Below are 19532 nucleotides of genomic sequence, written 5' to 3' on the forward strand. Positions count from 1 at the left end.
CTCCAGTTTCATTGTTGTTGTGTTGAACAATAAGAAAACGGCCCTTGGTAAAGGCCGTCTGTAAAAAACATTTTATCCTGCTGTATTTTTCGCCCCAAATGGTGGGCGAAGTATCCTGAATTGCCGGTATCACGTCAAGCTTCAGAAGCGTCAGCAAGCAGGTAAAGCCTTGGCTTGCTGACGATAGCGGATTGATTTTTCGTTTTATTTTCTGCCTTTTATTTTGCGCCAGATCCGGAATGGCAGGCGGAAAATAAAGCGGATAAACGTCACGGTGAATATTGCCTCCAGCAAGGTCAGCACAAATGCCACTGCCGTATTCCAGCGTTCATCGCGACGGTGGAATTTCGCCACCATGCGGTCGCTGTTGATTTCTATACTGTCATAGAAAGTCGGCACCACGAGCAAGGTGAGCAACGTCGAGGTGATAGTGCCACCGATGATTGCAATTGCTAACGGACGGTAAAACTCGCCGCCTTCACCGAGACCGATTGCGACTGGCAACATACCTGCAATCAATGCAAATGTCGTCATCAGAATCGGCCGCAGACGTTTACGCCCCGCATACATCAGCGCTTCTTCGCGCTCAAAACCTTCACGCTCACGTTCACGCGCGCAGTCCAGCAGCAAAATCGCATTCTTCGCCACCAGCCCCATCAGCATGATGATGCCGATAAAACTCATCAGATTGAGTGTGCCTTTGGTCAGCAACAGCGCCACCACCACGCCGATCAGACTCAAGGGCAAAGACAGCATCACCGCAATCGGAGCAGTAAACGAGCCGAACTGCATCACGAGAATCAGATACATCAGACCGATGCCCATCACCAATGCAATTCCCATCTCGCTGAACAATTCTTTCTGCGAGCGGGCGGCACCACCGAGTTCGAGTGCATAACCAGTAGGAAAACTCATCGCTTTGGCGATTTTCAGCGCATCGGAAGTCACTTCACCGGCAGAACGTCCCTGTACGTTGGCTGACACCGAGATCATGCGTTTGCCATCGTAATGCTGAATCTGCGATGGCCCTTTGCCCATCGTGATTTTCGCAATCTGTTCCAGCGGCACCATCTTATCGCTGCCAGTCACGGAGATCGGCAAACGTTCGATGTTTTCCAGATTGACACGGTCACCCGGTTGCAAACGCACAGATACATCGCGCGTTTCGCCGGTAGGATCAACCCAGTCGCCAACTTCCACACCGGCAAACGCTACCCGCAATGCTTGTGCGGCGTCATTCACAGAAATGCCCAGGGTATTCGCCAGTCCGCGATCCATTTCTATCTGCAATTCATCTTTCGGATCTTGTTCAGATAAGCCGACATCGACTGCGCCATCGACTTTTCTGAGTTTATCCATGAATTCATTTGCAATCGACAACAGCTTGCGGGCATCCGGGCCGGAGAACTGTATCTGCACCGGCTTACCACCGCCATTATTCAGATCATCCTGCACCACATATTCAGCACCGATGATATTGCCGACCAGCTTGCGCAATTCAACGGCAATCTCTGCCGCAGAGCGTTTACGTTCTGTGCTTTTGCCAATATCAACATAGACGCGGCCACCGCTCAGATTGACCGTGCTGTTGGTTGCCTTGGTTTCTTTGATAGTACGCGCAAGCTCTGCTGATTTTTCGACTTTCAGACGAGAGTATTCCAGACTCGAACTCGAAGGAGTGCGCACGTTGACAATCAGCATGCCGTTATCGGCTGCTGGCAAAAAGCTGGAGCCGCCCAGTGTCGCATGTAAGACGATCGCCACGACAAATGAGACGCCGGCAATCACCGCCATCCAGACGCGGTGATGCAGCGCCCATGCGATCACATTACCGTAACGGTCTGACTGATGATCGAACCATTGATTGAACCTTGCCAGAACCAGACTAATGCCTTTTTTCGGCAATTCATGATGCCCCGGCGGATCACCCCAATACGCTGACAACATAGGATCGAGCGTAAAGGAAATAAACAGACTGACCAGCACCGAAGACGCAACGGTCAGCGCAAACGGCCGGAACCACTCGCCGGAAACGCCGGGCATAAACGCGACAGGAATGAAAACAGCAATGATAGAAAACGTCGTTGCCGCCACTGCCAGCCCGATTTCTTTCGTCCCGTTACTTGCGGCAGTACGTCTGTCCACACCCATTTCCATGTGCCGGACGATATTTTCACGCACCACAATCGCATCATCAATCAGCACACCGATCGCCAGCGATAATCCCAGCAAAGTCATGAAGTTGAGGGTAAAACCGGATAACCAGATCGCAATAAATGCGGCCACAACCGAGGTCGGCAGACTCAGCGCCGTAATCAGAGTTGAACGCCAGGAATTAAGGAAAACGTACACTACGAAGATCGTCAGCACCGCGCCGAAAATCAGCGATTCGATGACGTTATTCAGACTGCTTTCAGCATCCTTGCCGCCATCCTGCGTGACTTCCATTTTGGTACCGGCAGGCAGTGTTTTGTTGATCTCATCGACCATGCTGCGAATGCGTTTTGCCACCGACACCGTACTCGCATCGCGTGAACGGGTCACAGAAATACCGACGTTAGGATTGCCGTTGCGGACGCTGAAACCGCTGATCTCAGCAAAGCCATCGGCGATATCAGCAACCTGTGCCAGACGGATAATTTCATTACCACGGCGCTTGATGACGATCGCCTTGAAATCCTCTGGCGACTCTATCCTGCCGATCAGACGTATGCTTTGTTCGTTGAGTTCACCTTTGACTTTACCCACCGGTGCTGTGGTGTTCTGGCTTTTTAAGGCGTTCACGACTTCCGCCACCGACACATTGTATTCACGCAGTTTCTGGGAATGCAGCAAGACACTCAGCTCGCGCTTGAGCGAACCATTGACAGTGACTGTCGCAACGCCATCAATGCCCCGGAATTTTTCCGAAAATTCATCTTCGGCCTTGCGTGAAATCTCAGCGTGCGTCAGTGTGCTGGAGGACAAAGCAATCTGCATGATGGGTTGCGCCGACGGGTCTATTCTTTGCAGCACCGGTTCGCGCATTTCCACCGGTAGCTTGTAGCGCACACCGGCAATCGCATTTCTCACCTCATCCGAGGCTTCCACCATGTTCTTATTAAAGTTGAAAAAGATGACGATACTCGCACTGCCTTCATAAGCAGTTGAGGTCAATTTATCGACACCGGTGATACTCTGCAAAGATTTTTCTATGCGGTTAATCACTTCCCGTTCCACGGTTTCCGGTGAGGCGCCGGGATACGGCACGCTGACCACCAGCAAGGGCTGATCGACATCCGGAATCTGATTAACCTTGAGCTTTTTCAGGGCAAGTAAGCCCAACGCCATCAATGCGATGATGATGACGATCATCGCTATCGGGCGTTTGATACTGAAGTCGGATAAAAACATGGTTTATTTCCCCGCAGCCGCAGAAGCTGTCGTTGAAGCTGAGGCTGCTGCAGCGGATGCCGCTGCCGGTGCAGGTACTGCAACGGGCGTATTTTTAGGAACAGAAGCCACCATCTGCACTTTTTGTCCGTCTTTCAACGTGGACAGTGGATTGCTGACCACCTTATCGCCATTGAGCAGGCCGCTGCGCACCACAAAATCGCCCCGACGCGGATCACGCTCACCGATGCTGACGCTGACTTTATTCAGAACACCGTCCTTGACGCGCCATGCATACGCCTTGTCACCATCGCGCACCAGTGCCGAACCTGGGATCATCAGTGTTTCTGTGGAAGCAGCTTCTATCATGCCTTCGGCAAACAAGCCGGATACGCGTGGCTGTGTGCCCTCGCCTAATGTGACCAGCACTTCGACCTGACGTGTCGTTGCGTTTGCCGCTAAATCGACGCGCTTCACTTTTCCTCTGAATTCCTGATTGCCATAGCCATTGATGCGGAAAGAGACTGCTTGTCCGATCTTGACGCTGGTGACTTTGTCGGCCGACACCAATCCTTCAAAACGCATGCTGGTCGGGTCAATGACTTTCACCAGTTCCTTACCGATTTGTGCGGTATCACCAGCCGACACTTTACGTTCGCTGACCACGCCATCAAACGGTGCGCGGACTTCCGTGCGTTGCAATTGCTGACGTGCCTGCACTGTGCGCGCCTTTGCGGCAACCAGATCGCTTTGCGTGTTGTTGCGACGGATTTCAGCATCTTCTAATTGTTGCGTCGACGCCATACCGGAAGCGCGCAGCGTCTTCAGTCGCTGCAACTGGCGCTCGGCCTGATCAAACGTCTGCACCGCAGCGCGCTCGGCTTCCTGCGCAGAATGCAGGCTGTCTTTGATCGACGTGTCGTCCAGCCGCACCAGCGTATCGCCGCGCTTCACGGTTTCGCCGTTTTCTTTCAACACCTGCAAAACAACCGAGGAGATTTCAGAACGCAGATCGGCTTTTCGTTCTGGCTGGATAGAGCCGGTAATCACGGGGCCAGAAGAGAGTGCATTACTCTGTACGATGGATAAATCCTCATTGGTCACCATCAGAGGTTTATCGGCGGTCGCAGAGGCGCTGGCCTTCGTCTGGTCATCACTTTTTTTGAACTTGCTACAGCCGGTGAAGGCAAGTGCAATACTTAATACAATCAGACTAGGTCGCAACATAAGGAATCTCCGGAATACTCTAATTTTTAGAAGGCAGCTTGGACTGAAAATAAAGAAAAAAGGTTCAACGAACGAACCTGTCATGCTGAACATCGCAACACATGACGCTGACCAGACCTGAAAATAGTAAACGTGAGGTAAAACCGAGGTCAAAGACAGGGACCAGATTCAACCAACATCCGTCAGCATCAACACAATGGCACGGGAAAAATCCCGAAAACACTCAATATTGCCAGTCAGTTTTTCAGCATCCCGCGAATTACACTTGCACTCAATTAAATGCATCGTGAGGGAATGAAGCTGGCAGTATCCATGAGTCGCAAAGCTCTTGTCAATCGGGCATTGCGTGTATTAAATAAGACGGGCACAAGCCTTTGTACGGCTTGCTTTTCCCCTGCAAGTCCGGTAGGCTCCGGCCTCCTTTGCTTTTCCGTATTTGTTGTGCCAGCCTCTGTCAAATCTGCTCAAACTGCATCCCCTGCTGCCCCCGTAACTGCTGCATCAGCCAACTCCGCTGCGACCATACTGATCGCCACCGATGTCTTTGGAATTACCCCTGCGGTACAGAGTCTGGTACGTCAGCTCTCAGTCAACGCCCTCATCATCAGCCCGTTTCAGGATACTGAACGCCAGTTCCGTTCGGAGCAAGACGCATACCAGGCCTTCATTGCCGAAGGCGGCGTCGCCCGCTATACAGAAAAGCTCGATACTATCCTGCAACAGCAAACCGGGCTTACTCATGCGATAGGATTCAGCGCCGGCGCCAGTGCATTATGGATCAGCAGCCAGCACGAATTCGTGCGTTCATTGCAGAACATGGTGCTGTTTTACGGCTCACGGATACGCGATTATCGAGAAGTACTTCCTGTTTGCCCTGTACGCCTGATTTTTGCGGAACAGGAAGCAGCTTTTGATCCCGCGGGACTGGTCAACGATCTGCGCCAACGCGGTCATCCGGCAGAACTCGCCAAAGGAACCCGACATGGTTTCATGAATGCGTATTCCCGCGGTTGCTGCGTTAAATCGCAAACCCGTTATACCGCAGAATTATTCGGCCTGCTGCATCCGGTGTCAGATAAAGCCGCCGCATGAAATGAATGGCATATTCAAATCTGCGCTAAACACCATGTATGCCGGTTTGTGCCGTATTGATTTGCTGCGGGTATCAGAACAGCCCCGGATTTGAGTAAATGTCTGGCGTCCCTTATACTTCCTTCCGCGTGACACAATCACCGCCCTGCGCTTTTGATTGCACCAACCAGCAATCAGAAGCTTTTTTTTATCCAGTATTTGTTGTACCCGTTTTGTCCTTTTTCATTCACTTTTTGCGGCCAGACGCTGTTGCCTTATCAGGTTCACAGTATTACGCCGCGCGGAGCCATAAGCATGACCGCTTTTGTATTTAACGAAATCAACTTCGACAACCACGAACAGGTTGTTTTTGCCTCAGAAGAAAAATCCGGCCTGAAAGCCATTATCGCTGTTCACAATACGCATCTCGGCCCGGCAATGGGCGGCTGCCGTATGTGGAACTATGCCAGCGAAGCAGAAGCGGTACGCGACGTACTACGCCTCTCACGCGGCATGACTTATAAAAACGCGGTTGCCGGCCTGCCTATCGGCGGCGGTAAAAGCGTCATCATCGGCAACCCGAAAACAGATAAAACACCGGCTTTGTTTGAAGCCCTGGGCGAAGCGCTTGAGCGTCTCGGCGGTCGCTATGTCACGGCAGAAGACGTCGGCACCAGCCCGGCAGATATGGCCAATGTCGCCAGCAAAACAAAATACGTCGCGGGTCTCGGTGACCGTGGCGATCCATCGCCATTTACGGCACTTGGCTGCTTCGTCGGCGCACAAGCCGCAATCAAACATCAACTCAAACGCGATAGCTTTGACGGCCTGACCGTTGCGCTGCAAGGCCTGGGGCATGTCGGTTACGACTACGCCCGCCGTCTGCATGCAGCAGGTGCAAAATTAGTCGTGGCCGATATCGATCAGGCTGCATTGCAACGCGCGCAAGACGAGCTGGGTGCAGAAGTCGTCGGTATTGACGCGATCTATGATGTGCAGGCCGACATTTACGCGCCTTGCGCTCTCGGTGCGACACTGAATCCGGATACGCTTTCCCGCCTGAAAGCAAAGATCGTTGCGGGTGCGGCGAATAATCAGTTAGCCACCGCCGATATCGGTGAAGCCTGTCGCCAGAAGGGTATTTTGTACGCGCCGGATTTCGTCATTAATGCCGGTGGCATTATCAAAGTCTGCTACGAATACCTGAATACACCGGAAGATGGCATGGAAGCGCATGTGCGCCGTATCGGCGACACCCTGGCAGAAGTATTCACCCGCGCCGATGCAGAAGGTTTGCCAACCAGCGTCGTTGCTGATCGCATCGCGGAAGCGAAGTTTAAAAACTAAGCATGCTGACGGTATACTGATGCACTGATACCGTCATCGCAAAGCCACCTGGACAACATGTCAGGTGGCTTTTTTCATCCGGGCTTAATACCGGCATCTGCTTAACATCTGCGTTGTCAACGAGTGGATCAAAAAAAGCGCACGGCCAAGCTCACATCACGTAAAGGTGAAAGTTCACTTTTCCGCAGACTTAAGCAGCAATCCCTCCAATTGCGCAGGTAAGGATCCGGCGGAATCATAGTTCGACAGCACGATCATCGTGTATCCACTGTCGAGGTACATTGCAACATCGCCGGACACGCCGCGCAGACTACCGGAATGTCCCGCCACTTTTCCTAAGGCGCTATTCCATATCTGAAAACCTAAACCGTAGGGTCTGCCGCCCGCGTTTTGTCCCTGGCTGTTATCAGTCAAATGTAATTGCAGCGTAGCTTTTTTAATTAACTTCCCGCTCTGCAATGCGGTAGTAAAGCGCCATAAATCATGGACGGTCGAGTAGCCTGCGCCGAATGGCAGCCCCCGCAAAGGAATATAAAAATTATTCTCTTTTGAAAAATCCGGCGCTTCCGGCGTAGAAAAATAGCCGGTCGCCATATTATCGACAGGCTCATCCCGGAAATAACTGTCAGAGTTCAGCATCCCTGCAGGTTGATAAATATGCTCCCGGATATAGCTGAAAAAATTTTCTCCCGATGCCTTCTGGATCACCAGACCTAATAAAAAATACCCTGTATTGCTATAGGCAAACCGGCTGCCCGGTTCGGCTTTCAGCGTGTCGCCTTGCAATAATGGTTTGTAATCTGCGAGCTCTCGCAAAAACAGCAGTCTGATGTAGGACGCGTGCGTTATCTGCTGCGACAGCATGTCGCCAAAGCCAGCGCGATGTGACAACAACTGCCGTATCGTGACCTTATCCAGTACATTTTTGGGATACCAGCTCGCATCCACGTATTGACTCAACTTATCGTCGTAACTGAGTTTTCCCGCGTCCGCCAATTGCGCAATCGCGACAGCGGTCAACATCTTTCCTATCGACGCGATATTAAATTTAGTGTCTATCGTATTCGCATAGTGATAGCGCTTATTTGCCTGCCCGCACACACCATCGGCAATGAGGCGCTCTCCTTTCGCGATTAATATCGCACCGGAAAACTGATTCTGCTGACATTTTTCCTGAAGAAGTGCGCGGATATTATTCGCTAATTGCGTTTCCGCCGCACTTAATAACGCCGCCTTGTCCGGCGTCTCTGCACCTGCCGGCGTTGCTGATACAAGCTGAGCGCTCACTTGCGCAGAAGCAGATGAATATCCGCTGAAAAACAAAACAGCTCCGCTAACAATAAACAGCAGTTTTTTTATCCCCATGCGATCACCTTATTTTTCATTAAAAGAACAAGCGGCATTCATTTAACTACGGACTTGAAAAATGATCAATCTCAGCACCCCGGCATTTTCACCATCTGTCATTCCGGTATGCATTAAAAATACATGCGTTAAAAAAGACCAAGCCGCCTGAAAAAGGATACAGGCGGCTTGCGAGGTCTGCTTAGTAACAGGAAGGAGATTACACTCGGTGTTCAGCCTCGTCCGTCGTGAATTCTGCATCGCTGTTAAACACGTTTATATCGGTTTCACCCAATACCCGGCTGGTGATCGTCCCTGCTGTAATCGCACCGCTGACATTCAATGCCGTACGGCCCATATCAATTAAGGGTTCCACAGAAATCAACAGCCCCGCTAATGCGACTGGCAGATTCATCGTCGAAAGAACGATCAGGGCAGCAAAGGTCGCGCCGCCACCGACACCGGCAACGCCGATCGAACCTATCGTCACAATCGCAATTAACTGCGCGATAAAACTGAAGGTAAATGGATCTATGCCCACCGTTGGCGCGATCATGATCGCCAGCATCGCAGGATAAATTCCGGCACAACCGTTCTGGCCTATCGTCGCACCAAATGAGGCAGCGAAATTCGCAATGCCTTCCGGTGTACCCAGGCGCTGGGTCTGAGTCTGCACATTCATAGGAATGGCCCCCATGCTGGTGCGCGAAGTAAACGCAAACGCCAATACCGGAAATATTTTTTTAGCGAATCTGACGGGATTCAGGCCAGCACCGGCAATCAGACATAAATGCACGCCAAACATCAGCAACAGCGCACTGTACGATGCGACGACAAAGTTAATCAACTTCAGAATATCGGCATAACTCGATTCCGCCACAACCATCGCTATTAAAGCAAAAATGCCATACGGTGTCAGACGCAATACCATGGAAACCATGCCCATGACAATGGCGTGGGCGACATTGACAAACTGGGAAAATGAGGCAAACAGTAAGGGTTTGGCTGTGGCGATGCCGGTCGCAGAAAGACCGATGAAAATCGAAAAAATCACTACCGCAATCGTTGATGTTTTACGTGCGCCGGTGATATCCAGAAATGGATTCGTCGGAATAAAACTCAAGAGCAAACTGGGCAGGCTGATTGCCTTTGCATTTGCCAGCGTGCCTTGCAGATATTCGCCACGCGCGACTTCGGCCGCGGCTGAACTCAAGCCAACGGCAGTCAGGCCAAAGAATTTGGCCATCAGAATGCCGATGCCCGCTGCTACTGCTGTCGTTGCCAGCAAGGTGCCTATGGTCAAGGCACTGATTTTCCCGAGTTCACTGGCACCATTCAGTTTCAGAATCGCGCCGACGATCGACACCATAATCAGCGGCATCACGATCATCTGCAACAGCTTGACGTAACCAGTACCAACGATGTCCAGATAAGCATTGGTCGTGGTGATAATCGCTGCCGTGCTGGCATCACCGCTATACAACAGATGCATCGCTGCACCCAGCAATACGCCCAGCACCAGGCCAGTCAGCACACGCACGGTAAACGTTGCCTCCTTGCGCTGCTGCCGGTACATCAATCCGCCTATCGCCACAGCGATGGCCAGATTAATCAAAACAAAGATGGTGGAATAAGTAGCGATCGGACCGATCATGAACTAGCCTCTGTCTAAATGAAATGAAGTGAAAAGCAGTGACGGATAGGCCACTCAGCATGTTGAGATTTTTCGATAAAAATCAATGATTCCTGTGATTATACTTGGCAACGATAAAGTCACTGCGTGGTGGCGACGTCGCCACGAGAGCGCACGTATCAAAGCGCATTGCGAAAGCGGTCTGGTACAAATACACTGAGCGTCTTGCTGCACAGCAGCCCTACTGATTAACTCTGACGCCTGAGAAGGATGCCGATAATGACGATCTTGCTTACCCCACGCCTGCAATTGATTCCGATGGACGATAGTCATTTTGATGGGCTGTTCGCGATGAACAGCGATATCGACGTGATGCGTTACATCACCGGAAAACCGGATACACCCGCCGACACGCAAGCGATGATCGATCGCGTTAAAGCGCGCTGGAAAGAATACGGATTTTCCTGGTGGTCGTTTTTTGAAAAAGACAGCGGTCAATTAATCGGTGCGGGTTGTATTCAGCATCTGGGGCGCGACCCGGCGAATCCGCTGGAAACCGGCTGGCGGCTGCGCCGTGACCGCTGGGGCAACGGCTATGCATCAGAAGCAGCCAGAGCGATGGCTGGCTTTGCCTTCGACTCACTGAACGCGCCGCTGTTGTGTGCCGTCTGTCATCCGGATAATCATGCGTCTGCCCATGTCATGAAAAAACTGGGTATGCAGTTTAAAGCAACCGAATCATGGTACGACATGCAAGTCGCCGTCTACGATATGCCGCGTGCAGTCTGGCAAGCGAACAGCGCCGCGCTGCATCAGTCAAATTAAGTCTGCCAACACTGGCTCACAAGCATCAGCAAGGTCAAAGATTCCCCTGAAGCGACATCACCTACGATGTCGCTTTTTCATTCGTCTGCCACCAGCAACGCTCGTTCATTTTTACAACATCGTTATGCACTGAGTCCATTCGAGCTTCTTGCGCAGCCAGCCCGCTCGCTAAGCTGATGCATCCTCGTCATATCGTTTTGCGCTGCCTTTGCACTGCATTTGTATTAATGCCTGGCGCAGACAATGTTGCGTAAGTTCCGTCTTATTTGAATTTTTTCATTTCATTCAAACAAGTTCTCTCTTAGAATTGCTTTTATGATTAGATTGTCCGCACATCAACAAGCAGTTGAAGTTCATGTTGAATAGCGTCTTCCTTTTCAATAATTCATCGGTATCGTGCGCCACATCGTTGGCACGCCGCTTTCGTCGCAGTACAAATCAAGGAGAAAAAATGAGTATGGTGTTTTGCCGCGGCTGCGGTAAGGAAATTCATGAAACCGCTGTGACCTGCCCCAATTGTGGCGCACCACAGGGAACGCCAAAAGAAGCGAGCAATTCCGACAAGCGGATTTTGCCTGCTGCATTGCTGTGCTTTTTCTTAGGCGTCTTTGGCATACACCGTTTTTATGTAGGAAAAATCGGCACCGGTATTTTGCAGCTGCTGACGTTTGGCGGTCTGGGTATCTGGGCACTGATCGATTTCATCATGATCGTGGTCGGCAGCTTCACCGATAAAGACGGCAATACGATCAACCTCTGGACCTGAGATCACAGCAACAAACAAACCCGAAAAGGCTGCGACGTATGCACAATGCGGTGTTGGCTAGTGATCTGTCAATGTGCTGAAAAAATTATCTGAAAAGGAAAACTATGAGCATGGTATTTTGCCGCGGCTGCGGTAAGGAAATTCACGAAACTGCTGCAACCTGCCCGCATTGTGGTGCGCAGCAAACGGTGTCGGCACCAGCGGCGAACGTTGCTGGCGATGAAGTTCAGGCGTTCGACTGGTATGTCGCTGTACTCAGAAATTATGCCGGCTTCAGTGGCCGTGCACGTCGCAAAGAGTACTGGTTCTTTTTCCTGTTTAACATCCTGATCAGTATGGGTTTAGGTCTGGTCGACGGTATCACGGGCAGTTCAAATATTTCATCAGGTATGGGGTTTCTCGGTGGTCTTTATGCACTAGGTACATTCATCCCTGCCATTGCGGTTACCATGCGCCGTCTGCATGATACCAACCGCAGTGGCTGGTGGATGCTGATCGCACTCGTTCCTGTCGCCGGCATCATCGTGCTGCTGGTGTTCCTGGCGAGCGAAGGTCAAAAAACAGAAAACCGTTACGGTGCTCCGGTCAAATAAGCCGCCTGGCGTCTTCAAAAAAGATCATCAGGTGCTGACCTGATCGTCGATGCGAATAAAAAAGCGACATCACTAACGATGTCGCTTTTTCTTTTTTCCGGTGTTTTTTGTAGCCCGGGAATTTTACGAACCAGACGCTGGCAAGCGTTGTTTCAATTCAAATCCCTCACAAGGCTGACCTGACGCTTCGACAATCTCCATCAAAGGCTGACGTTGACTTTTAATACCGAACATGCGGCATCCATACATGAAATTCACATCATGCGTAATGTAGTAATGCACGCATAAACGGCAGTTTTGCTGTATCGGTTTATTCGTTTCAGACATCATGTGCAAGATGATAACAAGACTAAGACGAAAGCGTTATCGCGGTCACGCCTGCCTGCAGAGGCTCTGCGGACCTCAATAATACTCCCCCCAGTATCTTAAATCGCCCTTTGTTTATGCCGACAATAGCAGCGTTTTTATAAAATAAGGGGGGAGTATGCTGTTTTCCCTGAAAAAATCTCGCACGCTAGCGCGATAGCGCCGATGCCGGAGTCGTTGACGTCGTTGCCGGCGTGGTTGCAGGTGCTGTCGCTTTTCGGGTTGCTGGCTGCAAGGTCAGCCAGCGCTGATACACCAGCAAGGCGACATGTGCATCATTCGCCGCGTAGGCAATCTGCTTGTCCGTCAACGGCTGTTGTGCCCAGTTGGATGTCGAGGTCTTTTTTGATTTCGATAACTGCATGCCAAAAAATTTTGCCACCGCCGCTTTGGCGCCCATATCCTGATGCCGGTTTTCACGCAAGGCTTTGGCCAGATCAAGCACGTTCGTCGTCGTGATATCGAGTTTGCTTTTCAAATGCCGCAAATCGTCACTCAAGCCGAAACCAACTTTCAGAATATGCTGCGCTTCCAGTACCGCTTTGACGACATCAATATTCACGGCCTGCACGACAGGAAAAAGAAAGGCCTTGGTTTCGGTCGCCAGCTGTATCAGATGCGGCCCCTGATGGCGCTGGCCTTTTTGAAAAACGGGTTTGGTTTCAGTATCAAAACCGAGCACGCTCGCCTGCGACAGATGCAGATGCGCAAACGCAGCTGAGGCGGCATCTGCAACGATATGGATATGGGCTTCAGCGATTCCCGGGTAAAGCGGCAGGGTTGTTTCCTGTTCTGACATCATGGAATAAGTGTGGTGAATGACGGAATGACTGCCAGTCTATCAGTACCGGCAACATGCAGCATGAACGACGTACAGCGCTAATTATTGACATCCTGCCGGCGGCGTGCGGGGTGGCTGGCACGCACCGCGAGTGAAATCATCAGAGACTGCCCATCAGGCAAAGTCACCGCCATTTTTTCGCTGCCATTATGCTGAAAATGATAAATCGTCAGATCGCCCACCGCCAGCGATTTCTGAATCTCGGCATCGACCAATATATCGGCCAGAGCATTAACTGCGCCGACGTGCCACACCAGTTGATTGGTCGCCGCTTTGCTCATGACTCACTCCTCAACACGCCGCGCCTGATTTTTCAGTACGAACGCTTCAAAAGCGGACGCATCCACTGGCTTAGAAAAATAATATCCCTGCACCTGAGTGCAGCGCATCTCTTTGAGCAGGCTTGCCTGTTCATTTTTTTCGACACCTTCCGCCACGACATTCAGACCCAGACTCAATCCCATGGCAATGATCGCGCCGGCAATCGCGGCATCATCCGGATTCACATGAATATCATTGATAAATGATTTATCGATCTTCAGCTCATCAATCGGGAAACGCCGCAGATAAGACAAACTGGAATAGCCTGTGCCGAAATCATCGAGTGAAATCGATAAGCCCAGATTTTTCAGTGAACGCAGGGTCATCAGGGTGCTGCTGACATCCTGCATCACCATGCTCTCGGTTAATTCCAGTGTGACTGCGTGAGGGTCAACGCCACTTCGTTGAATAATATTGGCAACGCGCTCGGCAAGATCATCCTGGCGGAACTGGCGTGAAGACATATTCACCGCAATCTTGAACACGCCCATCCCGTTATTGACCCAGGCAACCTGCTGGCGGCAGGCTTCATTCAAGACCCATTCGCCGAGCGGCAAAATCAGTCCGGTTTCTTCGGCCAGCGGGATAAATTCTATAGGATGAATCAGACCTATCTGCGGGTGATACCAGCGCACCAAGGCCTCTGCGCCAACGACCAGCCCGCTTTTCAGATCAATTTTTGGCTGGTAATGCAAGGCAAATTCAGCGCGCTCCAGACCACGCCGCATCGCGCTTTCCATATTCAGGCGACTGATCGCGGTGACGCCCATTTCGGGAATAAACTGACGCACGCTGTTGCGCCCGTGTTCTTTGACGCGGTACATCGCAATATCCGCATAACGCAGCAGAATTTCGCCATGATCGCCATCACGTGGATACACCGATACGCCGATACTGGCGGTGACAAAAATTTCGCTGCCATTGATGTGCATGGGCCGGGATAAGGACTGCATGATTTTTTCTGAAATCACATCCACGTCACCGCTCTCGGGCAAATCCGTCAACACGATCACAAATTCATCGCCGCCCAGACGGGCAACCGTATCGGTATCACGCACACACATATTCAGCCGTTGTGCGACTTGCTTCAGCATTTCATCACCGGCGCCATGACCGGATGCATCATTAATCAGTTTAAAATGATCAAGATCCAGCAGCAGCAAACCCACATGCAAATTCTGGCGTTTGGCCCAGGCAATCGCCTGAGAAATGCGGTCATTCAAAAGATTACGGTTCGCCAGCCCAGTCAGGCTGTCATGCGTTGCCTGATATTCGAGTTCTTTCTGATAATTAACACGTTCACTAACATCATTAATCACGCTAACAAAATGAGTCGTCACCGCACCGGCAGCATCTTTGACCGGTGAAATCCGCAACTCATTCCAGAATTGCGAGCCGTCTTTGCGATAATTTCTCAGCAAAGCGCGCCCCTCGCGCCGCTCGCGCAGGGCAGAACGGATTTCTTCCAGATCCGGCTGCGCCAGATCATCACGCACCAGGAAGCGCCCTTCGCGCCCTATCACTTCGTCGGCGTGATAACCGGTGATCCGTTCAAACGCCGGATTCACATAAACGATGGAGTGATCAGCCTCGTCACTACGGGTAATCATGATGCCATTGCTGCTCGATACCAGCGCCTGTTCCCGCAACAACAATGCCTGCTCCACTTCCTGTAACTGAAACTGCTTATCAGAAATATCCTGACGCACGGCCACCAGATGTGTGACCTGTCCTGCTTCATTACACAAAGAGCTGACGACCTGGCGCTCCCAGTACAGATGGCCGTTAAGATGTCGGCTCTGTACATCGCCATGCCAGTGTTCACCACTCTTCAACGCCAGAAACGCGTGTCTATGCGCGGCATCACTGGCAGCGCCGTTATTCCACAGCGCATGGGTTTTCCTGACTTCGTTCAGGCTGAAACCTGAGATACGGGTATAGGCGGCATTGCAGTATTCAAGCTCACCGGCAGCATTTGTGATCAGTATCGCGTACGGGCTTTGGTGCACTGATAAGGCCAGCAACTCCAGATTATTTTGCAGATCATGATGATCTTGTGTGGTCAGCAGCGCGCGGACTGCACTGACCAGCTCTTCCGCAAAGCGCGTCAATACTTTTCTTGGCTCTGCTGCTTCATTGAGTTCAAATGATGCTCTAACAGATAATGTCAGATGCATCTGCGGCGCGACATTGAAATCCAGCGTCAGTGCATGGGTGCCATAGTGCTCATCATCTGAGGAGTTAAACAAAAAATCTGGTGCCCGTGCAGAAGTCGCTTCAAAACGGGATTTTTCACCGTTGTTTTCAAAAAAAATTTCAGTATGTGAATAGCCTGCCCGCAACACCAGTATCTTGCAAAACCCTTCCAGCAATCCGGGTAAATCATCCGGATACCAAAGACAATCCGTCAGCTCTCCCAGCAGCAGATACCAGTTTTCCAACCTTTGCGACTCTTCGTCCAAAGAATTTGTGCGGCCTGTTATGTCCATCAGCTACATCGCTCCCCTCAATCGTCGTGAAATCTGCGAGAAGATTTTTATACCTTGTTAAAAACATTAACGCAATATAAACGTTGATGTGAAGAACGAAAAGTGAGCACGACGGCGTTTCACGTTGCGGCAATGTGTCGCCTAGTCTGAGCGGATGACATTACTACCAGCATTTCTAGGTTAAAATCGAAGGTTTAGCAAACATTATTCCTCGCGCCGCCCCGGCTGCGACAAAGGCAGACAGCACGATGCTCACATTTCAACAAATCATCCTGACATTACAAGATTACTGGGACAAACAAGGCTGCGCCTTGTTACAACCTTACGATATGGAAGTCGGTGCCGGAACGTCGCACACTGGCACCTTCTTACGTGCGATCGGGCCTGAACCCTGGCGTGCAGCGTACGTCCAGCCTTCGCGCCGTCCAAAAGATGGTCGCTATGGTGAAAATCCGAATCGTCTGCAGCACTATTATCAGTATCAGGTGGTATTGAAACCGGCACCGGAAAATATTCTCGATTTGTATCTTGGCTCACTCAAGGCGCTGGGGCTGGATTTACAGCAAAACGACATCCGCTTTGTTGAAGATGACTGGGAAAACCCGACGCTGGGTGCCTGGGGTCTGGGCTGGGAAGTCTGGCTCAACGGTATGGAAGTCACGCAATTCACTTACTTCCAGCAAGTCGGCGGCATTGATTGCAAACCTATCCTCGGTGAAATCACTTACGGTATCGAACGTCTGGCGATGTATCTGCAAGGTGTGGAAAATGTCTATGATCTGGTCTGGACCGAACGCGAAGAAAACGGCAAAACCGTGCGCCTGTCCTACGGCAATGTCTTCCATCAGAATGAAGTTGAACAATCGACCTTCAACTTTGAATATTCAAATACCGATTTCCTGTTTTCCCTGTTCACCAACTATGAGGCAGAAGCCAAGCGTCTGCTCGAAGTAACAGAGAAATCGCTGGCGTTGCCTGCCTACGAAATGATCCTGAAAGCCGCACACACATTCAATCTGCTCGATGCGCGCGGGGCGATTTCGGTGACAGAGCGTGCCGCGTATATTGGCCGCATCCGTAATCTGTCGCGCGCTGTTGCCGCTGCCTATTACGCGTCGCGTGAAGCGCTCGGTTTCCCTATGTGCGCCGCTGACGATAAGCATAAACCTGTTGTCGCCTGAAACCTGAACGCGCAGACGCCTTACATAATTTCGGATGCCGGTTGCTGACCGGTATGCAGGAAAGATAAACATGAACCAAACACTGTTAGTTGAATTATTTACAGAAGAACTGCCACCCAAAGCGCTGGCGAAACTCGGCGAAGCGTTTGCCGCTGGCATCGTCAATGGCTTGAAATCACGTGATTTCTTAGAAGCGGATTCCGTCGCCACCAGCTATGCTTCACCGCGCCGTCTGGCCGTCAGCATTACGCGTGCGCGTGCCACATCGCCGGATAAACAAATCCGCGAAAAAGTGTTGCCGGTTTCTGTCGCTATGGATGCGGCAGGTCAGCCAACCGCACCACTGGCAAAGAAACTCGCCGCGATGGGTTTCGCCGATTTGCAAATCAGCGATCTGGAGCGCGCTGCCGACGGTAAAGCAGAGAGTTTTTTCTACACCTACACTGCAGCCGGTTCCGCGCTGGCACCAGCATTGCAAATTGCCATAGAAGAATCGATCAGCAAATTACCAATTCCTAAAGTGATGAGTTATCAGCGTCCCGATGGCGATACTGTGCATTTTGTACGTCCGGTACATAAAATCATCGCTCTGCACGGCGCGGACATCATCCCCTTATCTCTGCTTGGCCTGAACAGTGATCGCATCACCAAAGGCCATCGTTTCCTGTCTGCTGGCGAAGTCAGTATCAGCCACGCCGACGATTACGCCGCTGCGCTGAAAACCGAAGGCAAAGTGATTGCCAGCGTCAGCGAACGTAAAGAACAAATCCGCACCGCGCTGTTGGCAAAGGCAGGCGACGATCTGGTACTGATGCCGGAATCGCTGCTGGATGAAGTCACAGCGCTGGTCGAATGGCCGGTCGTTTATGAATGTCATTTCGAAGAGGAATTTCTGGCAGTTCCGCAGGAATGTCTGATCCTGACGATGCAAACCAATCAGAAATATTTTGCGCTGACCGATGCCAACGGCAAACTGCGTTCACGCTTTCTGATCGTCTCGAATCTGGAAACGGCAACACCGGAACACATCATCCAGGGCAATGAGCGCGTGGTACGTCCGCGCTTGTCGGATGCTAAATTTTTCTTTGAGCAAGACAAGAAAAAAACGCTGGCATCGCGTCTGCCTCTACTGGCGAATGTGGTGTATCACAACAAGCTGGGTTCGCAAGCCGAACGCACAGAACGGGTCAAAACACTGGCCGGAAAAATCGCCGCAGCGCTGCATAGCGACGTTGCACTGGCCGAACGTGCCGCCTTGCTGGCAAAAACCGATTTGCTGACCGACATGGTCGGTGAATTTCCTGAACTGCAAGGCATCATGGGCACCTATTACGCCCTGCACGATGGCGAACATGCCGACGTTGCCGCCGCAGCATCCGAACACTATCAACCGCGTTTTTCAGGCGATACTTTGCCAGCAACCGCAACCGGCACCGCCGTCGCGCTGGCCGACAAACTGGAAACCTTGGTCGGTATCTGGGGCATAGGCTTGCAACCAACCGGCGACCGTGATCCGTTTGCGCTGCGTCGTCATGCCTTGGGTATTTTGCGCATGCTGGTTGAGAAACGTTTGCCCTTGTCTTTATCTGCCTTACTGGCGAACGCCGTCGCTTTATTTGCTGGCAATAGCCAGTTCAAAGATCCGACCGCAGACGTCTTGAATTTCCTGTTCGACCGTTTGCGCGGCCAATTACGTGAACGTGGCTTTGCGCAAAATGAAGTTGAAGCAGTCGTTGCGCAAAATCCGGATACGCTGGACAACATCGTCGAACGTTTGCAAGCAGTTCAGGCATTCGCAGCTTTGCCCGAATCAGTCTCGCTGGCAGCTGCGAATAAACGTATCACCAATATCCTGAAAAAAGCCGAAGGCACTCCGGGTGCAGTGAATGCAGCATTATTACAAGAAGCAGCCGAACAGGCGCTGGCGAAAGCAATGGCTGATGTGAAACCACAAGTTGACGCGGTCTTTGCCAAAGGCGACTTTACTGCTGCGCTGAAAACGCTGGCCGCCTTGCGCGCTGAGGTCGACAGTTTCTTTAACGATGTGATGGTGAATGCAGAAGACCCTGCTTTGCGGGCTAATCGTTTAGCGCTGCTATCGAGCCTGCACGGGATGTTGAATCAGGTTGCCGATATTTCTAAACTCGCTGCTTAAG

The 19532-nt window shown here is 51.4% G+C and carries 15 protein-coding genes; 7 read left to right on the top strand and 8 right to left on the bottom strand.

Features of this window, described 5'->3' with window-relative positions; translation table 11 throughout:
- Positions 1-204 precede the first annotated feature (204 nt).
- Complete coding sequence (locus H8K29_RS06835) at positions 205-3393, bottom strand: efflux RND transporter permease subunit (RefSeq protein WP_186896963.1); 3189 nt, start codon at positions 3391-3393, stop codon at positions 205-207.
- 3 nt (positions 3394-3396) lie between these two features.
- Positions 3397-4599 (bottom strand): efflux RND transporter periplasmic adaptor subunit, encoded by a 1203-nt coding sequence (locus H8K29_RS06840; protein ID WP_186896964.1) that lies wholly within the window; start codon positions 4597-4599, stop codon positions 3397-3399.
- A 441-nt stretch (positions 4600-5040) separates the two neighbouring features.
- Between H8K29_RS06840 and H8K29_RS06845 the strand changes: the two genes are divergently transcribed.
- Both H8K29_RS06845 and H8K29_RS06850 read left to right on the top strand, forming a co-directional pair.
- On the top strand, positions 5041-5691 hold the full coding sequence (locus H8K29_RS06845; RefSeq protein ID WP_186896965.1) for a hypothetical protein: 651 nt from the start codon (positions 5041-5043) through the stop codon (positions 5689-5691).
- Between the two features lie 294 nt (positions 5692-5985).
- Positions 5986-7017 carry a Glu/Leu/Phe/Val dehydrogenase gene (locus H8K29_RS06850; RefSeq protein WP_186896966.1) on the top strand — a complete coding sequence of 344 codons (1032 nt, stop codon included), beginning with the start codon at positions 5986-5988 and terminating at the stop codon, positions 7015-7017.
- A 174-nt stretch (positions 7018-7191) separates the two neighbouring features.
- Here H8K29_RS06850 and H8K29_RS06855 read toward each other — a convergent pair whose 3' ends face one another.
- Positions 7192-8382 (bottom strand): serine hydrolase, encoded by a 1191-nt coding sequence (locus tag H8K29_RS06855; protein WP_186896967.1) that lies wholly within the window; start codon positions 8380-8382, stop codon positions 7192-7194.
- A 199-nt stretch (positions 8383-8581) separates the two neighbouring features.
- On the bottom strand, positions 8582-10015 hold the full coding sequence (locus H8K29_RS06860) for an L-cystine transporter (RefSeq protein ID WP_186896968.1): 1434 nt from the start codon (positions 10013-10015) through the stop codon (positions 8582-8584).
- Between the two features lie 258 nt (positions 10016-10273).
- On the opposite strand from H8K29_RS06860, the gene H8K29_RS06865 reads away from it, so the two are divergent.
- From H8K29_RS06865 to H8K29_RS06875, 3 genes are all read left to right on the top strand, one after another.
- Positions 10274-10819 carry a GNAT family N-acetyltransferase gene (locus H8K29_RS06865; RefSeq protein WP_186896969.1) on the top strand — a complete coding sequence of 182 codons (546 nt, stop codon included), beginning with the start codon at positions 10274-10276 and terminating at the stop codon, positions 10817-10819.
- A gap of 451 nt (positions 10820-11270) precedes the next feature.
- On the top strand, positions 11271-11585 hold the full coding sequence (locus tag H8K29_RS06870; RefSeq protein ID WP_186882947.1) for a TM2 domain-containing protein: 315 nt from the start codon (positions 11271-11273) through the stop codon (positions 11583-11585).
- A 104-nt stretch (positions 11586-11689) separates the two neighbouring features.
- Positions 11690-12178 (top strand): DUF805 domain-containing protein, encoded by a 489-nt coding sequence (locus H8K29_RS06875; RefSeq protein WP_255423285.1) that lies wholly within the window; start codon positions 11690-11692, stop codon positions 12176-12178.
- Positions 12179-12301: 123 nt separating this feature from the next.
- Here H8K29_RS06875 and H8K29_RS06880 read toward each other — a convergent pair whose 3' ends face one another.
- The 4 genes from H8K29_RS06880 to H8K29_RS06895 all read right to left on the bottom strand — a co-directional run bounded on the left by H8K29_RS06880 (position 12302) and on the right by H8K29_RS06895 (position 16195).
- The gene (locus H8K29_RS06880; RefSeq protein WP_200178844.1) at positions 12302-12508 is read right to left on the bottom strand and encodes a hypothetical protein; all 207 of its coding nucleotides are present in this window, start codon (positions 12506-12508) and stop codon (positions 12302-12304) included.
- Between the two features lie 184 nt (positions 12509-12692).
- Positions 12693-13346, bottom strand: coding sequence for a 3'-5' exonuclease (locus H8K29_RS06885; RefSeq protein WP_186896970.1), 654 nt, complete (start codon positions 13344-13346; stop codon positions 12693-12695).
- Positions 13347-13423: 77 nt separating this feature from the next.
- Positions 13424-13666, bottom strand: a complete 243-nt coding sequence (locus H8K29_RS06890) for a hypothetical protein (protein WP_186896971.1) — start codon at positions 13664-13666, stop codon at positions 13424-13426.
- Positions 13667-13669: 3 nt separating this feature from the next.
- On the bottom strand, positions 13670-16195 hold the full coding sequence (locus H8K29_RS06895) for a bifunctional diguanylate cyclase/phosphodiesterase (RefSeq protein ID WP_186896972.1): 2526 nt from the start codon (positions 16193-16195) through the stop codon (positions 13670-13672).
- Between the two features lie 248 nt (positions 16196-16443).
- Here H8K29_RS06895 and glyQ point away from each other — a divergent pair, with 248 nt between their 5' ends.
- Positions 16444-17376, top strand: a complete 933-nt coding sequence (gene glyQ / locus H8K29_RS06900; RefSeq protein ID WP_186896973.1) for a glycine--tRNA ligase subunit alpha — start codon at positions 16444-16446, stop codon at positions 17374-17376.
- Between the two features lie 70 nt (positions 17377-17446).
- A complete protein-coding gene (glyS, locus tag H8K29_RS06905; RefSeq protein ID WP_186896974.1) occupies positions 17447-19531 on the top strand; it encodes a glycine--tRNA ligase subunit beta in 2085 nt (694 codons plus the stop codon).
- Position 19532 lies beyond the last annotated feature (1 nt).

It is taken from the genome of Undibacterium sp. CY21W (assembly GCF_014284265.1).
GTDB classification, from domain to species: domain Bacteria; phylum Pseudomonadota; class Gammaproteobacteria; order Burkholderiales; family Burkholderiaceae_D; genus Undibacterium; species Undibacterium aquatile.

Excerpts from the sequence above, each read along its gene's own strand:
- H8K29_RS06835 (WP_186896963.1), bottom strand. The coding sequence starts at position 3,393 with ATGTTTTTATCCGACTTCAGTATCAAACGCCCGATAGCGATGATCGTC.
- H8K29_RS06840 (WP_186896964.1), bottom strand. The coding sequence starts at position 4,599 with ATGTTGCGACCTAGTCTGATTGTATTAAGTATTGCACTTGCCTTCACC.
- H8K29_RS06850 (WP_186896966.1), top strand. The coding sequence starts at position 5,986 with ATGACCGCTTTTGTATTTAACGAAATCAACTTCGACAACCACGAACAG.
- H8K29_RS06855 (WP_186896967.1), bottom strand. The coding sequence starts at position 8,382 with ATGGGGATAAAAAAACTGCTGTTTATTGTTAGCGGAGCTGTTTTGTTT.
- H8K29_RS06860 (WP_186896968.1), bottom strand. The coding sequence starts at position 10,015 with ATGATCGGTCCGATCGCTACTTATTCCACCATCTTTGTTTTGATTAAT.
- H8K29_RS06865 (WP_186896969.1), top strand. The coding sequence starts at position 10,274 with ATGACGATCTTGCTTACCCCACGCCTGCAATTGATTCCGATGGACGAT.
- H8K29_RS06870 (WP_186882947.1), top strand. The coding sequence starts at position 11,271 with ATGAGTATGGTGTTTTGCCGCGGCTGCGGTAAGGAAATTCATGAAACC.
- H8K29_RS06875 (WP_255423285.1), top strand. The coding sequence starts at position 11,690 with ATGAGCATGGTATTTTGCCGCGGCTGCGGTAAGGAAATTCACGAAACT.
- H8K29_RS06880 (WP_200178844.1), bottom strand. The coding sequence starts at position 12,508 with ATGATGTCTGAAACGAATAAACCGATACAGCAAAACTGCCGTTTATGC.
- H8K29_RS06885 (WP_186896970.1), bottom strand. The coding sequence starts at position 13,346 with ATGATGTCAGAACAGGAAACAACCCTGCCGCTTTACCCGGGAATCGCT.
- H8K29_RS06890 (WP_186896971.1), bottom strand. The coding sequence starts at position 13,666 with ATGAGCAAAGCGGCGACCAATCAACTGGTGTGGCACGTCGGCGCAGTT.
- H8K29_RS06895 (WP_186896972.1), bottom strand. The coding sequence starts at position 16,195 with ATGGACATAACAGGCCGCACAAATTCTTTGGACGAAGAGTCGCAAAGG.
- glyQ (WP_186896973.1), top strand. The coding sequence starts at position 16,444 with ATGCTCACATTTCAACAAATCATCCTGACATTACAAGATTACTGGGAC.
- glyS (WP_186896974.1), top strand. The coding sequence starts at position 17,447 with ATGAACCAAACACTGTTAGTTGAATTATTTACAGAAGAACTGCCACCC.